The 14,857-nt window shown below is 62.6% G+C and carries 13 protein-coding genes and 3 pseudogenes; 8 read left to right on the top strand and 8 right to left on the bottom strand.

The genetic code is table 11. The annotated features are described in order from the left end of the window. A partial coding sequence (locus JWR98_RS16285) for a hypothetical protein (protein ID WP_205490545.1) occupies positions 1-192 on the bottom strand: 192 nt, incomplete at its 3' end. A 43-nt stretch (positions 193-235) separates the two neighbouring features. On the opposite strand from JWR98_RS16285, the gene JWR98_RS16290 reads away from it, so the two are divergent. The 4 genes from JWR98_RS16290 to JWR98_RS16305 all read left to right on the top strand — a co-directional run bounded on the left by JWR98_RS16290 (position 236) and on the right by JWR98_RS16305 (position 5,025). Continuing rightward, entirely contained in the window at positions 236-1,615 is a 1,380-nt protein-coding gene (locus tag JWR98_RS16290) for an iron-containing redox enzyme family protein (protein ID WP_205490546.1), read from the top strand. 10 nt (positions 1,616-1,625) lie between these two features. Further along, positions 1,626-2,570, top strand: coding sequence for a methyltransferase (locus JWR98_RS16295; RefSeq protein WP_205490547.1), 945 nt, complete (start codon positions 1,626-1,628; stop codon positions 2,568-2,570). A gap of 6 nt (positions 2,571-2,576) precedes the next feature. Continuing rightward, positions 2,577-3,695: a carboxylate-amine ligase gene (locus JWR98_RS16300; protein ID WP_078733615.1), complete on the top strand. Its 1,119-nt coding sequence runs from the start codon at positions 2,577-2,579 to the stop codon at positions 3,693-3,695. An 85-nt stretch (positions 3,696-3,780) separates the two neighbouring features. Continuing rightward, complete coding sequence (locus JWR98_RS16305) at positions 3,781-5,025, top strand: zinc-dependent alcohol dehydrogenase (RefSeq protein WP_205490548.1); 1,245 nt, start codon at positions 3,781-3,783, stop codon at positions 5,023-5,025. A 242-nt stretch (positions 5,026-5,267) separates the two neighbouring features. Here the strand turns inward: JWR98_RS16305 and JWR98_RS16310 are convergent, their stop codons facing one another. After that, positions 5,268-5,699: a hypothetical protein gene (locus tag JWR98_RS16310; protein WP_078733613.1), complete on the bottom strand. Its 432-nt coding sequence runs from the start codon at positions 5,697-5,699 to the stop codon at positions 5,268-5,270. Positions 5,700-5,865: 166 nt separating this feature from the next. Continuing rightward, complete coding sequence (locus tag JWR98_RS16315) at positions 5,866-6,654, bottom strand: AraC family transcriptional regulator (RefSeq protein WP_078733612.1); 789 nt, start codon at positions 6,652-6,654, stop codon at positions 5,866-5,868. 85 nt (positions 6,655-6,739) lie between these two features. Here JWR98_RS16315 and JWR98_RS16320 point away from each other — a divergent pair. The 3 genes and pseudogenes from JWR98_RS16320 to JWR98_RS16330 all read left to right on the top strand — a co-directional run bounded on the left by JWR98_RS16320 (position 6,740) and on the right by JWR98_RS16330 (position 9,524). Continuing rightward, positions 6,740-7,737 (top strand): annotated as a pseudogene (locus JWR98_RS16320) (bile acid:sodium symporter family protein). A 113-nt stretch (positions 7,738-7,850) separates the two neighbouring features. Next, complete coding sequence (locus JWR98_RS16325) at positions 7,851-8,225, top strand: hypothetical protein (RefSeq protein ID WP_078733610.1); 375 nt, start codon at positions 7,851-7,853, stop codon at positions 8,223-8,225. 114 nt (positions 8,226-8,339) lie between these two features. Then, positions 8,340-9,524: a sugar transporter gene (locus JWR98_RS16330; protein WP_078733609.1), complete on the top strand. Its 1,185-nt coding sequence runs from the start codon at positions 8,340-8,342 to the stop codon at positions 9,522-9,524. Between the two features lie 227 nt (positions 9,525-9,751). On the opposite strand, the gene JWR98_RS16335 is transcribed toward JWR98_RS16330, so the two are convergent. Next, the gene (locus tag JWR98_RS16335; RefSeq protein WP_078733622.1) at positions 9,752-10,009 is read right to left on the bottom strand and encodes a hypothetical protein; all 258 of its coding nucleotides are present in this window, start codon (positions 10,007-10,009) and stop codon (positions 9,752-9,754) included. 473 nt (positions 10,010-10,482) lie between these two features. Here JWR98_RS16335 and aqpZ point away from each other — a divergent pair. After that, a pseudogene (gene aqpZ / locus JWR98_RS16340) lies at positions 10,483-11,189 on the top strand (aquaporin Z). 36 nt (positions 11,190-11,225) lie between these two features. Here the strand turns inward: aqpZ and tal are convergent. The 4 genes and pseudogenes from tal to JWR98_RS16360 form a co-directional block, all read right to left on the bottom strand. Next, a complete protein-coding gene (tal, locus tag JWR98_RS16345) occupies positions 11,226-12,149 on the bottom strand; it encodes a transaldolase (protein WP_078733608.1) in 924 nt (307 codons plus the stop codon). 23 nt (positions 12,150-12,172) lie between these two features. After that, positions 12,173-13,126, bottom strand: a complete 954-nt coding sequence (locus tag JWR98_RS16350; RefSeq protein WP_078733607.1) for a sugar-binding transcriptional regulator — start codon at positions 13,124-13,126, stop codon at positions 12,173-12,175. A gap of 45 nt (positions 13,127-13,171) precedes the next feature. Further along, positions 13,172-13,971, bottom strand: a pseudogene (locus JWR98_RS16355) (SDR family oxidoreductase). Positions 13,972-13,980: 9 nt separating this feature from the next. After that, entirely contained in the window at positions 13,981-14,745 is a 765-nt protein-coding gene (locus JWR98_RS16360; protein ID WP_057721852.1) for an SDR family oxidoreductase, read from the bottom strand. Between the last annotated feature and the right edge of the window lie 112 nt (positions 14,746-14,857).

The raw sequence follows: 14,857 nt of genomic DNA on the forward strand, positions 1-14,857 counted from the left end.
CCAGAGCCAGAGCCAGAGCAACAGCAACAGCAACAGCAACAGCCTAGCCAGAGCAACAGCAAACAGTCCCCTCCGCGCTATACCCATCGACCGCTTATCCCCACCCTCCCAAACCCGATTGAATTTTCCCCACCCCACAATGTTCTTCCCTATAGAAGCGCCGCACAGCGAGCGCTCTTGCGGGGTCTTCATGCAAGAAGGCCAGGTTGTATAGGACATTGCGGGAACTGCCATCATGACGTTACTAACGGCGCTGTCGGGCCAGCCGGCCTCTGTGCATGACTCGGGCTGCGGGGAGTATCAGCGGGTCTATCAACAACTGCATGGCGAAGCGCCGAACGCTTGTGCGCTTGCTCGCGAGTTCCTGCACTCGCAGTTGGCCCTGGTAAAAGACGCTGACAGCGAGCTTCCCGACGAACCGGAACACTTGTATGCCTGGGTCGAGCAGCGTTGCGCCGTCGTGGCCCAGGCCTACGCCGAGTACCTTGAACAACGTCGGCAAGGCCGGCCGCGTCGTTACTTTCGCAACAAGGCCCATGCGCTGTATGTGCTGCAACGCGTGGCCCCGACCAAACAGGTCGATGGCGCCTGGCTCTACGGTTTGCTGCGTTACTGGCAAGACCAGCGCTTCGACGGGCTGCTCACCACTTACCTGGAAGAGCTGGGCGATGGTGATGCCGCGCAGAACCATGTGGTGATCTACCGCAAACTGCTCAGTGACCACGATGCCGACAGCGACGCGGGCCTTGAGGATGAGCACTACCTGCAAGGCGCGCTGCAAATGGCCCTGGGCCTGTGCACCGAAGAATTCCTGCCGGAGGTCATCGGCTACAACCTGGGCTACGAACAGCTGCCGCTGCACCTGTTGATCACCTCCTATGAACTGAGTGAACTGGGCATCGACCCTTACTACTTCACGCTCCACGTGACCATCGACAATGCCAGCAGCGGCCACGCCAGCAAGGCGGCGCAGTCGGTGCTCAACCTGTTGCCGCTGGGCGAGGGCAGGGCGCAGTTCTACCGGCGCGTGGCCCAGGGTTACCGTCTCAATGACCTCGGTCCGGGGACCACAGCGGTGATTGACAGCTTCAACCTGCAGGACGAAGTGGTGGCGATGCTCGAACGCAAGCGCACTTTCGGCCAGCACATGCATTCGGACTATTGCCGTTTCGAGGGCAAGACCGTCAATGAGTGGCTGGCCACGCCGGGCCAGATCCCCGATTTTCTCCAGGCCTTGCAGGACAAAGGCTGGATCAAGCTCAACCAGGACCCGGCCAACAGCCGTTTCTGGCAGTTGATCGAGGGGGCTGGTGCAGCGATGTTCGGCGTGTTCAGCGGCTATGAAAAACAGGTCCTGCATGACTGGATTGCCGGTGACTGGAGCCACGACCAACGCGTGCCGCCCGCACGGCCGGGGCGCGGCAGCCCGTTTGCCCGCGAGCAACAACGCCCGGCAGACCCGGACAGCCAGGCGTTGGTGGAATCGCTGAGCAACCTGACCGGCGAGCAACAACTCAACGCGCTGATCCCATGGCTGTCCGCGCGCCGTCATTGCACTCCTGCCGGGCTGTATGCCACCCGGCGTTTTATCCAATTGCGTGCGCGTCTGCGCTAAGGAACGGCTCATGTCTGCACAACAACTCGCCGACCGCGCCTTGCTCAACCTGGGCAAGGGCCTGAAGGAGAGCGGCTACCGGTTCATCACGCCCACGCCCTTGACCCACGAACGTGTCTATCGACGCCTGGCGACCCCGCTGGCGATGAACTTGCGTGATGTGTTCGGCTGGTCGATGCCGTTTGACAGCGACCTGTTGCCCGACGCCTTTCGCGACGAGCTGCAGCAAGCGGACGTGATTGAAAAACACGACGCGTTGTGGCGCAGTACCGTGCGCTGGTCGAGCCTGGGGGATCTGCTGTTTGCGCATTCACCGTACCCCACCACCCAAGCGGACGCGGTGTTTTTCGGCCCCGACAGCTACCGTTTCGCGCAGGTGATCGAGGCCCATCTGCAGCAGCGTTTCGAACCGATCAAGTGCGCTGTCGACATCGGCTGCGGCGCGGGTGTCGGCGCGCTGGTCATCGCCCAGGCGCGGCATGACGCACAGGTGCTGGCGGTGGACATCAACCCCCGCGCCCTGCGCATTACCGCGGTGAACGCCGAGCTGGCGGGGCTGAGCAATGTCAGGGTGTACCAGAGCGACCTGCTGGCGAGCCTGGACGGCACATTCGACTTGATCGTCGCCAACCCGCCGTACATGAACGACGACCGTCAGCGCGCCTACCGGCATGGCGGCGGTGCATTGGGTGAGCAGCTGTCGGTGCGCATCGTCAACGAATCCCTCGGGCGCCTGGCCCTGGGCGGCAGCCTGGTGCTGTATACCGGGGTGGCGATGGTCGCCGGCGGCGATCCTTTCCTGGAAGCGGTCGGGCCCTTGCTGGCCAACGATGCCTTCGGCTGGACCTACCGTGAACTGGACCCGGATGTGTTCGGCGAGGAACTCGACAAGCCCGGCTATGAGCGCGTGGAGCGGATCGCCGTGGTCGCGCTCACCGTCACCCGGTTGCGCTGACCGCCCATGCTGACCTTCGGCATCGAAGAGGAATACTTCATCACCGACCTGCACAGCCGCCAAATGCTCAGCGAGCCCCCGGCGGCGGTGCTGGCGGCGTGTCGACGAGCGATTGGCGCAGGGTTTGCCTTCGAGATGTTCCAGGGGCAGATCGAAGTGGCATCGCCGGTGTTCAAGGCCAGCCGCGAAGCCGCCGATTACCTGGCCACCGTGCGGCACAACCTGGCTGAATCCCTGGGTGAATTCGGCTTGGGCATTGTCTGCGCCGGCAGCCATCCGCTGGCGGCCTGGCGCGAGCAGAAGCCCACGGCGCAGGCGCATTTCGAGCAACTGTTCGAGGACATGCAACAGGTGGCGCGGCGCAGCTTGTTGTGCGGGCTGCATGTGCATGTGCAGGTACCGACAGAGGTGGATCGCATCGCGGTGATGAACGAGGTGTCGTCGTGGCTGCCGTTGTTGTTGCTGCTCAGTTGCTCATCGCCGTTCTGGGAGGGGGCGCCCAGCGGTTTCATGAGCTACCGCCAGGCCGCCTGCGATGAGTGGCCGCGCATGGGCGTGCCGGAGCATTTCGAAGACTGGGCGGGCTACCAGCGCTACCTGGCATTGTTGCACCGCGTGGGTGCGATCAAGGCCGATGGCAACGGCTGGTGGGGTATCCGTCCGGCGGCGCGTTACCCGACGCTTGAGTTGCGCATGACGGACGCGTGCCCCCGGCTGGGCGATTCCCTGGTCCTCGCCACGCTGTTTCGCGTGATGGTCACCCATGCCTGCGCGCTGGCTCGGCCCGGCGCCACGTTTACCGCCCAGACGCGCTGGCTGCTCAAGGAAAACCGCTGGCAGGCCAAGCGCTATGGCGCGGCGGGCACGTTTGCACTGGACGACCAGGGCACCATCGGCAGTGCTGAACAGTGGTTGCAGCAGGCCGCGCAACAGTTTCGCGCGACCGCCGTGGCCATGGGCGAGCCCTTGGTGTTCGAGCACGCCCTGGCGCTGTTGCGGCGCGGAAACAGTGCGCTCGATCAACTGGAGTGTTTCGCAGACGCCCTGGCCAAGGGCGCGGATGAGCCCGCCGGTTTACAGGCAGTGGTCGATCGTCTGCTCGCCCAGAGCCGTGGCGACCTTTGATCGGCTGCCCGCGTACGCCAAGGGAACGCCCGCCATGACGGCCGCCCCTAATGACTGACTCTACTCAATAACCGGAGTGCAGCCCATGCGAGCCATGACCTATCAAGGCGCCCATAAGGTGCAGGTGGACACCGTCCCCGATCCCATCATCGAACAACCCGACGACATTATTCTGCGGGTCACCGCCACGGCGGTTTGCGGCTCTGACCTGCACCTGTACCGCGGCAAGATCCCGACGGTGGAACATGGCGATATTTTCGGCCATGAGTTCATGGGCATTGTCGAAGAAACCGGCCCCGGCGTGACGGCGGTGCAGCGCGGCGACCGCGTGGTGATCCCGTTCGTGATTGCTTGCGGCGAGTGTTTCTTCTGCCAGCTGCAGCAATTCGCCGCCTGTGAAACCACCAATGACGGCCGCGGCGCGATCCTGAATAAAAAGGCGATCCCGCCGGGTGCTGCGCTGTTCGGCTACAGCCGCCTGTATGGGGGCATTCCCGGTGGCCAGGCCGAACTGGTGCGGGTGCCCAAGGCCAACACCGGGCCATTCAAAGTGCCCGGCGTGCTGGCGGATGAAAAGGTGCTGTTTCTCTCCGACATCCTGCCCACTGCCTGGCAGGCGGTGACCAACGCCGGAATTGGCCAGGGCTCCAGCATAGCGATCTACGGCGCCGGGCCGGTCGGGCTGCTGAGCGCGGCGTGCGCGCGGATGCTCGGCGCCGAGCAGATTTTCATGGTCGACGATCACCCGTATCGACTCGACTATGCGCAGAAGATGTACGGCGTGATCCCGATCAACTTCGAAGACGACGATGACCCCGCCGACACCATCATCCGCCAGACCGCCGGCATGCGCGGGGTTGATGGCGTGGTGGATGCCGTGGGTTTCGAAGCCAAGGGCAGCACCACCGAAACCCTGCTCACCACCCTCAAGATCGAAGGCAGCAGCGGCAAGGCGTTGCGTCAGTGCATCGCTGCGGTGCGCCGCGGCGGTGTGGTCAGCGTCGCGGGGGTGTATGCCGGGTTTATCCATGGCTTCATGTTCGGCGATGCGTTCGATAAAGGCCTGACGTTCAAGATGGGCCAGACCCATGTGCAGCGTTTTCTACCGCAGTTGCTGGAGCATATTGAATTGGGGCGCCTGAACCCGGAGGCGATCATTACTCATCGTCTGTCGCTGGAGCAGGCGGCGCGGGGGTATGAGGTCTTTGATAAATGCGAGGAGGAGTGCCGCAAGGTGATCCTGTTGCCAGGGATCGATGAGCGGCCGCTGGTCGAGCCGCTGGAAGAACCGACGCCGGAAATTCGCGTGCAGGGCGTTCCCGGTTTCTAGGTCCCTGTGGGAGCAGGCTTGCCATGATGCCAGTCAGTTAAAAGGGTAAAAAAGTAACCTGTGGCGAGGGAGCTTGCTCCCGTTGGGCCGCGAAGCGGCCCCAGCTCTTTGTTTGAAAAGACTGGGACTGCTGCGCAGTCCAACGGGAGCAAGCTCCCTCGCCACAGGTACAGTGTTCGCCCTTGACTGACCGGCATTAAGGCAAGCCAGCTCCCACATCAGGACGTGGGTGGTTGCGCGAATCAGATCAGGGCTTGTGGCTGCAGGTGCAGTTCGCCGTCCACATCCTTGACCAACCCACTGGCCAGCAACAGCGGCGCCAGGCGCTTGTGCAGTTGAGGCTCGACAAAGTCCTTTACCGAATCCAGGGCCAGCACACCACTGAGCGGCAACTCGGCCTTGGTGTACGACAACCAGGCCTTCTTCAGCATTGCCTGCACATCACTGCCCGCCGTGGAGGCAAAGCGGCGGTGGGTGGGGCGGCTATCGAACGTGAACGTGTGCTGGAAGCCGTAGCCGGTTTCATCACCGTTGCCGGCGACGCAGCGCACGCAGGTACACGGGCCGTCGCCGAAGGCGCTGCGCAGGTAGGTGTTGAAGTCCACCACCGGTTTGAGTGACAGGCGCTTATCCACCGCGAACAGATCGCCGGTCATTTTTTCGTCAGTGTTCAACGTGCATTTCCTCGCAGGTTGGTGGCAGTTTTTCAAGCGCGGCACAATACCAGCCAGGCGCGGGTTTGGGGATTATTTGCATCACAATCGAGAAAGACCACATTGCCGTGCCCACGCCAGCGCGGGGCAAGCCCGCTGCCACATTTGACCTTCGTTGTTTGAGCACTCAGCGAAAGAACTCCCCCGGCGTTGCATCGAACTGCTGGCGAAACGCGTTGATAAACGCCGAGGTGGACTCATAGCCACAGTTCAGCGCCACATCCGTCACCCGCTCGCCTTGCTCCAGGGCGGGCAGGGCGCTGAGCAGGCGCAAGCGCTGGCGCCAGGCGCGGAAGGTCAGGCCGGTGTCTTTCAAAAACAAACGGCTGAGGGTCTTTTCGCTGAGCCCCAGTTTCTCGCTCCATTGGCCCAACGTGGTCTGTTGCTCCGGGCGCAGGCTCAGGCTGCGGTAGATCTGCCGCAAGCGGGCGTCAAGAGGGAGGGGCAGCATCAGGTCCACCTGGGGCGCGGCGGCGAGTTGGTCGAGGATCACCTGGGCCAGACGCCCATCCGGGCCATCCTCGGCGTACTCCACCGGCAGCTCGCTGAAACTGCGGATCAGCTCGCGCAACAGGCTGTTCACCTCCAGCACGTGACAATGCCCGGCCGCCCAGGCGGTAACGCGGCAATCCAGATACAGGCTGCGCATCTCTGTGTGGGGCGCGCTGTAGACGCGGTGCGGCATGCCCGCCGGAATCCACACCGCGCGTTGCGGCGGTGCGACGAAGCGCCCGGCGCTGGTCTGGATCTCCAGCACCCCGGAAATCGCGTAGGACAACTGCACCCATGGATGGCTGTGCCGACGTGTCAGCGCGCGGTTGGGCAGCGATTCGGTGCGTCCATACACCGGCCGTGGCAGGCTGGACAGCCCGGGAATGCTGCGGCGTACGGTTTTGTCCTGTCCTTTAGGCGGCATTTACTGGCTCATTGGCGTTAGTCGGTAACAGGCTGTTACGTTAGAGTCGCCACGACGTTCTTGGCAACCCCTGGAAGATGCGCTTATGACTCGCCCTCGTTTCCTGCCCGACAATTTCACCCTGACGCTGATCGCCACGGTGGTCCTTGCCTCCCTGTTGCCCGCCAGCGGCCAGACCGCCGTGCGTTCGGCTGGGTGACCAACCTGGCCATCGCGCTGCTGTTTTTCCTGCATGGCGCCAAGCTGTCACGCCAGGCCATCGTCGCCGGGGCCGGTCACTGGCGCCTGCACTTGCTGGTGTTCAGCCTGACCTTCGTGCTGTTCCCGCTCCTGGGGCTGGCGCTCAAGCCGGTGCTGTCGCCGCTGATCGGCAAAGACCTGTACATGGGCATGCTCTACCTCTGCGCCTTGCCGGCCACTGTGCAATCAGCGATTGCCTTCACCTCGCTGGCGCGCGGCAATATCCCCGCAGCGATCTGCAGCGCGGCGGCCTCAAGCCTGTTCGGCATCTTCCTCACGCCGTTGCTGGTGACGTTGTTGCTCAACGTGCACGGCGAGGGTAGTTCCACTGTCGATGCGATCCTCAAGATCAGTGTGCAACTGCTGCTGCCGTTCATTGCCGGGCAGATCGCCCGCCGCTGGATCGGCGCGTGGGTGGGGCGCAATAAAGCCTGGCTCAAATTCGTCGATCAGGGCTCGATCCTGTTGGTGGTCTACGGCGCGTTCAGCGAAGCGGTCAACGAAGGCATCTGGCATCAGATCCCGCTGTGGGAACTGGGCGGACTGGTGGTGGCCTGCTGCGTGTTGCTGGCCCTGGTGCTGGTGGTGTCCGCCTTGCTGGGCAAGGCCTTCGGGTTTAGCCAGGAGGACCGCATCACCATCCTGTTCTGCGGCTCGAAGAAGAGTCTCGCAACCGGCGTACCGATGGCTCAGGTGCTGTTTGCCGGTGCAAGCATGGGCGTGTTGATCCTGCCGTTGATGCTGTTTCACCAGATCCAGCTGATGGTGTGTGCGGCGTTGGCGCAGCGCTATGCCAAGCGGCCGGAGAGCGTTCCGGAGCTGATGGAACAGGTCCAACCCTGATGTAGGTCGATGTACTGAACCTTGTAGGAAATTTTGCTTTTACCGACGAACGGCCTTAAGTTTGCGCATCGAGGGTCGACGTTCCTTTTAACTACCTAGAAGGGAGTGTCGACATGAATATCCAACGTTTTTCGGTGGCCGCAGGCCTCTTTGTCGTCTTGGCCGGTACCTGTGCCACGGCGGCAGGCCAAGGCACCATTGCGTTTCATGGCAGCATCGTTGAACCCGGCTGTCTGTCCAATGCACACAACGGTTCAGTCATGGAGTTGACCGGCTGCCCCAGTGTGAATCGGGGCGGTCGCATCGATGTGCGCAACGTGACCCCGGTCACCAGCGTCAAGGCCGTGGGCAATTCATCGGCGCGTGCAGTGTTATTGACTGACAGCGGCAGCAGTGGACGCTATTACGACCAGCGGTATCAACTGGTGGACAGCTTTGGCAAGCCGATCCGCACCGGTGCCTACGTGGTGACCCTGACGTCGCCCTGAGCGACGATTGTCCAGGATCAGCGCCAACAACCGGCCGAGAAACCTATAGAATGCTCGGCGGCGGCGCTTGTCCTGGGCGGTCGCTTGATCATCGTCAGAGTACCTCGCCGTTCCATGAGCCTTTCAGCCGCAACCCCCCAAGCCAACTGGCAACCGGTCATCGCCCTCGCGTTGGCTGCGTTTGTGTTCAACACCACCGAATTCGTCCCGGTCGGCCTGCTCAGCGCCATCGGTGCCAGCTTCGACATGCCCATCGCCAGCGTCGGCCTGATGCTCACCCTCTACGCCTGGATCGTGTCCCTGACGTCGCTGCCGGTGATGCTGCTGACGCGTAACGTCGAACGACGCAAATTGCTGATCGTGCTGTTCGGTCTGTTCATCGCCAGCCATATTCTGTCCAGCATTGCGACCAGCTTCGGCATTTTGATGCTCAGTCGCGTCGGCATTGCGTTGTCCCATGCCTTGTTCTGGTCCATCACCGCGTCCCTTGCCGTACGTTTGGCGCCGGCAGGCAAACAGGTGCAAGCCCTTGGTCTGCTCGCCACCGGCACCTCCCTGGCGATGGTCCTGGGCATCCCCCTCGGTCGCCTGCTCGGCGAGGCCATGGGCTGGCGTACCACGTTCCTGGTGATCGGCGCCTTTGCCACCGCCCTGGTGTTCTGGCTGGCGCGCACCTTGCCGCTGCTGCCGAGCCAGAACTCGGGCTCACTGCGCAGCCTGCCATTGCTGTTCAAGCGCCCGGCATTGGTGGCGCTCTACGGGCTCACCGCCCTGACCGTGACCGCGCAATTTACCGCCTACAGCTACATCGAGCCCTTCGTCGAAGGCGTGGCCGGCCTGGGCGGCAGCGCGGTGACCCTGATCCTGCTGGTATTCGGTGGCGCGGGCATCGTCGGCTCGCTGCTGTTCAGCCTGGTGCACCGCTTCAATCCGCACCTGTTCGTGGTTGGCGCGGTGTTCCTTCTGGTGGCGTGCCTGTGCCTGTTGCTGCCCCTGAGCGGCGCCGAATCCTACCTGGTGATCCTGAGTATCTTCTGGGGCATGGCGATCATGGGCTTCGGCCTGGCGATGCAGTCCAAGGTGCTGGTGCTGGCACCGGACGCCACCGACGTGGCCATGGCAATGTTCTCCGGCATCTACAACATCGGCATCGGCGGTGGCGCCCTGATGGGCAGTTGGGTCGGCGGCCACTTCGGCTTCGCCTGGATCGGCGCGGCGGGTGGGCTGCTGGCGGCGGTGGCGCTGGTGGGGTATTGCCTGGCGATTCGCAGGTTTGGGACGGGGGTGGCGCAAGACTGATATAGGCGCGAACTAGCTCGCTACTTCAGTTTTTTTTTGCGGGTATTTTTGTCTGGATATTCGTTGACGGTGAATTTGCGAGAAGGCTTACACTTTTCTCGGAGGATCTCATCCATCTGCTGCACGCTTTTCATTAGTTCTCAAAGAATTTAGTCAAGGCTATTTCCATTGTTTGGTGACTGATTCGGTACTGAATAAAGGGCGACCCTAAGGTCGCCCGTTTTCATTTACACCACTCTCTCCTGCAACCTGCGCCCAATTACATCCAGTAGATCGCAGCCATCACGCAACGGAATATTCAGCAACAATGCGAAATCCTGCAATACAACAGCGTCGCTGCTGATTCCGTCACGCAGGGCTAGGTTCTCCAGAACTTGAGTGACGGCCCGAATGCGAAAAATCGCTGCATCATGCAATGCATCGAGCGGTGCCTGGGTATCGATAAGCAGGGTAGGGATAGTGCAATCGGGGCCCGTGACAGGCATGTACCGATCTGGTGCGGTCATGGTTCTTGCTCCCATATCTAAGTGAGCCGTCACCTTCTGCCGCCAAGCAGAATTAGGGTGGCGGATTACGCAAGGTTGGCGGACCGGGGATATAGGACCCGGCACTTCCGAAGAAGTCCCTGCGCAACCCGCCATTGCACAAAATTGCGGACGCAAAAAAAGCGCCTGCAATCGTGTTGGGGGCGCTGTTGCGCCTATATCTGTTCGGACCGCCAAGTCCAATCGCAGCATTTGCTGCGAGTTGGGAGATTAACGTGAGGGGGGCTTCGTCGCAACCGTGAAATGTGCAGGATCAGGAATTTGGATAGTTTGCCCGTTGGCACAAGCGGACGCCGAGTAATGCTGACGCAGCGCTTCACCAAAACCGGACAAGTCTTATAGGGCTCATCGCCACCCATTGCTACCGTCCCCCAGGACCGCCCACCGTCTGTGGTGACGGCACTTGAACAGCAATGGAGTCGATTGTGCAAAAGCGTCTGAGCGCAGAGTTTCTCGGTACCTTCTGGCTGACCTTCGGCGGGTGTGGCAGCGCCGTCCTGGCGGCCAACTTTCCAGGATTGGGTATCGGTTTTTTGGGGGTGTCCCTGGCGTTCGGCCTCACCGTCCTGACCATGGCCTACGCGGTGGGGGGGATTTCCGGTGGGCACTTCAACCCGGCGGTGACCATCGGCCTGTGGGCCGGGCGCCGCGTGCCGGCCGCCGATGTGCTGCCGTACGTGGTGGCCCAGGTGGCGGGGCGGTTGTCGCGGCGGCGGCGTTATACCTGATTGCCAACGGTCAGCCCGGTTTTGAAACGGGTGGTTTTGCCGCCAACGGCTATGGCCCGCTGAGCCCAGGCCAGTTCGACATGAAGGCCGCCTTGCTGGCGGAACTGATCGCCACGTTCTTTTTCGTGCTGATCATCATGCGGGTGACGGCGCCGGGTGCGGTCGCCGGGTTTGCACCGATTGCCATCGGCCTGGCGCTGACCCTGATCCACCTGGTCCTGATCCCCGTGACCAATACCTCGGTCAACCCTGCGCGCAGTACCGGGCCGGCGCTGTTTGCCGGGTGGGATTACCTGTCGCAGCTCTGGCTGTTCTGGCTGGCGCCGATTGTCGGCGGCGTGCTGGGGGCGTTGGCAGCGCGTGGGCTGACGGTCAGCGAACAGGAAGGCTGAGGGGAGCGAGTAGACTCGCTCCGCCGGTGGGCGACGTTACAGCGCAGCCAACACCTTCTCCAATTTCTCCTGATCCCGCGCAAACTGGCGAATGCCTTCGGCCAGTTTCTCAGTGGCCATCGCATCTTCATTCGAGGCCCAGCGGAACTGCGCTTCGCTCAGATGCTGGCGTGCCTCGCCCTCGGTACCCGGCGTGAGTTTGCGCGCCAGCGGCCCGTTGTCTTCAGCGAGTTTTTGCAGCAGGTCCGGGCTGATGGTCAGGCGATCACAACCGGCCAGTTCTTCGATCTGGCTGAGGGTGCGAAAGCTCGCGCCCATGACCACGGTCGGGATGGCGTTGGCCTTGTAGTAGTTGTAGATGCGCGTCACCGATTGCACGCCCGGGTCTTCAACGCCGGTGTAGTCCAGGCCGGTGTTCTTGCGGTACCAATCGTAGATGCGCCCCACGAACGGCGAGATCAAAAATACCCCCGCGTCGGCGCAGGCCTGGGCCTGGGCGAAGGAGAACAGCAAGGTCAGGTTGGTCTGGATGCCGGCCTTTTCCAGGCGCTCGGCGGTGCGGATGCCTTCCCAGGTGGAGGCCAGCTTGATCAGCACGCGGTCGCGGCCGACGCCGGCCTGGTCGTACAAGGCGATCAACTGGTTGGCCTTGGCCCACAACGCATCTTCATCAAACGACAGGCGCGCGTCGACTTCAGTGGAGATACGCCCCGGAATCACCTTGAGGATGCCGCAACCCACCGACACCGCGAAACGGTCGCAGGCCAGGTCGACATCGCCCTTGGACACGCTGACGGCATTGCGCAGCAACTCGGCGTATTCCGGGATGGCGGCGGCCTTGAGCAGCAACGACGGGTTAGTGGTGGCGTCCACCGGGCGCAGGCGGCTGATGGCTTCCAGGTCGCCGGTATCGCAGACCACGGTGGTGAATTGCTTGAGTTGTTCGAGTTTGGACGTCATGAGCGGCGGTCTCCAAAAAAGGGTTATCGGTTGAGGGCCTGCGCGGTGTCGAGGTCGGTCACCAGGATGTCGAGGTAGCCACCCTTGAGTGCGCCACGAATCGCCTGGACCTTGTTCAGCCCGCCGGCCAGGCCGAGCACGCGGTGGATGTCGCGCAACTTGGGCAGCGCCACCGACACCACGAATTCTTCATCTTCCTCCAGCACCGGCTTGCCCTGGGCGTCGAAGTAACGCAGGCAGATATCGCCCACCGCGCCACGCTCGGCCAACAGGCGCAGCATGTCCTCGGTGTAGTAGTTGCCGCTGTTGCGCAGCAGTTGCGAGGGCTCCAGCTCGCCGATGCCGACGATCGCCAGGGTGATGCTGTCAAAGCGTTGCAGCACCTCCTTGACCTCTTCCATCTGCACGATGCGTTGCTTGCTCTGCACCGATTGCTCGATGCTTTGCGACGGCAGCAGATACGCCGGGCAATTGAGCAGGGTGGCCAGGCGCTGGGTGAGCAGGGTGGCTTCAAACGCGCCTTTGTGGCCGACCCCGCCCAACAGTTGTACCACTTCCTCGGCGCCTTGTTTACCCGGCTGGGCGTGCAGATGGCCGACCATCGCGCGGATGGTGCTGCTCCACGACGAAATGCCGATGCGGTCCTGGGGCGACAGGCTGGTCTCCAGGTAATGCGCGGCGGCCGAGCCGATGGCTTGCTTGATGCTTTCATCGTTACCGGGCTCGGTGGCTTCCACCACGATCACCCGGCGCACGCCGTAGCGGCGTTGCAGTTGGTTTTCCAGCTCCAGGTGCAGGCCTTGCAGGCGCATCACGCTGATCTTCACCACGCCTTCCTGCAGCGCCCGGCGCAGGGCGCGGCTGATAAAGGATTGGGACAGGTCCAGTTGCGTGGAAATTTCGGACTGCTTGAGCCCTTCTTCGTAATAGAGGCTCGCGATCTTGGTGATCAGGCGCTGTTCTTCGATCTGGCTCATGAAAGCCTCAGTGGTTGACTCAATGGCCGTGAGGATACCAAACCCTCACGACATGATCAGGCCGCCGTCGATATTGATCGCCTGGCCGGTCAGGTAAGCCGCGTCATCCGAGGCCAGGAACGCCACCAGCCCTGCGACATCCGAGGGTTTGCCGGCGCGGCGCAGGGGGATGTTCCTGACCCATTCGGCCATCAGCTCACCCTTGGCGTAGCGTTTTTCGTCGGTGCTGAGGATCTCGCCCCACACGCGGTCATTGTAGTCCCACATCTCGCTTTCGATGATGCCGGGGCAGAACGCATTGACCGTGATGTTATGCCGCGCCAGCTCCAGGGACAGGCTCTGGGTAATGCCGATCACGCCCATCTTGCTCGCGGCGTAGTGCGGGGTGTAGATAAAGCCCTGGCGGCCCTGGCCGGACGAGGTGTTGATCAAGCGTCCGCTGCCTTGCTTGACCATGTACTTGGCCGCCTCCCTGCAACCCAGCCATACGCCGGTGGTGTTCACTTGCAGCACTTTGTCGAAGTCGGCGCGGGGCATGCTGTCGTAGTGGTCGATGGTGATGATGCCGGCGTTCTGCACCGACACGTCGATACTGCCGAAGCGTGCGTGACCTTCGCGGTAGAGGCGTTCGATGTCACTTTCGCGGGTCACGTCGATGCCGAGGGCGAGGGCACTGACGCCGTATTCCCGTGCCAGTTGGTCGGCGGTGAAGGTCACCCGCTCCAGGTCGTTGGAGGCCAGCACCAGGTTGCGCCTTCCTGGGCGAAGCGCTCGGCGATGCCGGCGCCGATGCCACGGCAGGCGCCAGTGATGACGATGGTTTTACCACTGAATCGTTGCGACATGATGGGCTCCTACCAGCAGACAAAACCGCCATCGACCAGCAGGTCGACACCGGTGCAGAAAGACGAGGCCTGGCTGACCAGGAAGATCGCCGGGCCGACCATTTCGTCCACGCTGGCCATGCGGCCCATGGGCGTGGTCTGTTCAAAGATCTTCACCTGGTCGGCCACTTCCGGGCGCGAATTCATCGGCGTGGCGGTGTAGCCGGGGCTGATGCAATTGACGCGCAGGCCCTTGTCGGCCCATTCCATCGCCAGGCTTTTGCTCAGGTGGATCACGCCGGCCTTGGAGGTGTTGTAGTGCGCCTGCAACAGGCCACGGTTGACGATGCTGCCGGACATGGAGGCGATGTTGACGATGGCGCCTTTGCCACGCGGCAGCATCACCGCGGCCTGGGCCTGGCAACTGAGGAAGATGCCGGTGAGGTTGATGTCCAGGGTGGTTTGCCAGCGTTGCAGCTCCAGGTCCTCGGCGGCCTGGGCGTTGGCGATGCCGGCGCAGTTGACCGCGACACTGAGTTCACCCAGTTCGCTTTCGGTACGCGCCACGGCGGCATCCAGCGCGGCGCGCTCGGTGACGGTGCCGCTCAAGGCCAGGGCGCGACGGCCCAGGGCCTGGATGCGTTCGACGGTACTGGCGATGCCGGGGCTGCCGGGCAGGTCAAAACACGCCACGTCGGCACCGGCTTCGGCTAGACCAACGGCAATCGCTTGGCCGATGCCGCTGCCGGCACCGGTGACAAAGGCCACTTGGCCCTGAAGACTAAAAAGCTGCATGAATTACTCCAATCTTGAAGTCACAGTGGAACCCCTGTGGGAGGGGGCTTGCCCCCGATGAGGGAGTGTCAGTTGATGCATCTGTAACTGAACCACTGCCATCGGGGGCAAG

Source organism: Pseudomonas lactucae (assembly GCF_016937615.1).
GTDB lineage: Bacteria > Pseudomonadota > Gammaproteobacteria > Pseudomonadales > Pseudomonadaceae > Aquipseudomonas > Aquipseudomonas lactucae.

Bases quoted from the DNA above. Each gene is read 5' to 3' on its own strand.
- JWR98_RS16295 (WP_205490547.1), top strand. From the start codon at position 1,626: ATGTCTGCACAACAACTCGCCGACCGCGCCTTGCTCAACCTGGGCAAG.
- JWR98_RS16335 (WP_078733622.1), bottom strand. From the start codon at position 10,009: ATGCCTGTCACGGGCCCCGATTGCACTATCCCTACCCTGCTTATCGAT.
- JWR98_RS16325 (WP_078733610.1), top strand. From the start codon at position 7,851: ATGAATATCCAACGTTTTTCGGTGGCCGCAGGCCTCTTTGTCGTCTTG.
- JWR98_RS16360 (WP_057721852.1), bottom strand. From the start codon at position 14,745: ATGCAGCTTTTTAGTCTTCAGGGCCAAGTGGCCTTTGTCACCGGTGCC.
- tal (WP_078733608.1), bottom strand. From the start codon at position 12,149: ATGACGTCCAAACTCGAACAACTCAAGCAATTCACCACCGTGGTCTGC.
- JWR98_RS16315 (WP_078733612.1), bottom strand. From the start codon at position 6,654: ATGCCGCCTAAAGGACAGGACAAAACCGTACGCCGCAGCATTCCCGGG.
- JWR98_RS16300 (WP_078733615.1), top strand. From the start codon at position 2,577: ATGCTGACCTTCGGCATCGAAGAGGAATACTTCATCACCGACCTGCAC.
- JWR98_RS16290 (WP_205490546.1), top strand. From the start codon at position 236: ATGACGTTACTAACGGCGCTGTCGGGCCAGCCGGCCTCTGTGCATGAC.
- JWR98_RS16350 (WP_078733607.1), bottom strand. From the start codon at position 13,126: ATGAGCCAGATCGAAGAACAGCGCCTGATCACCAAGATCGCGAGCCTC.
- JWR98_RS16330 (WP_078733609.1), top strand. From the start codon at position 8,340: ATGAGCCTTTCAGCCGCAACCCCCCAAGCCAACTGGCAACCGGTCATC.
- JWR98_RS16305 (WP_205490548.1), top strand. From the start codon at position 3,781: ATGCGAGCCATGACCTATCAAGGCGCCCATAAGGTGCAGGTGGACACC.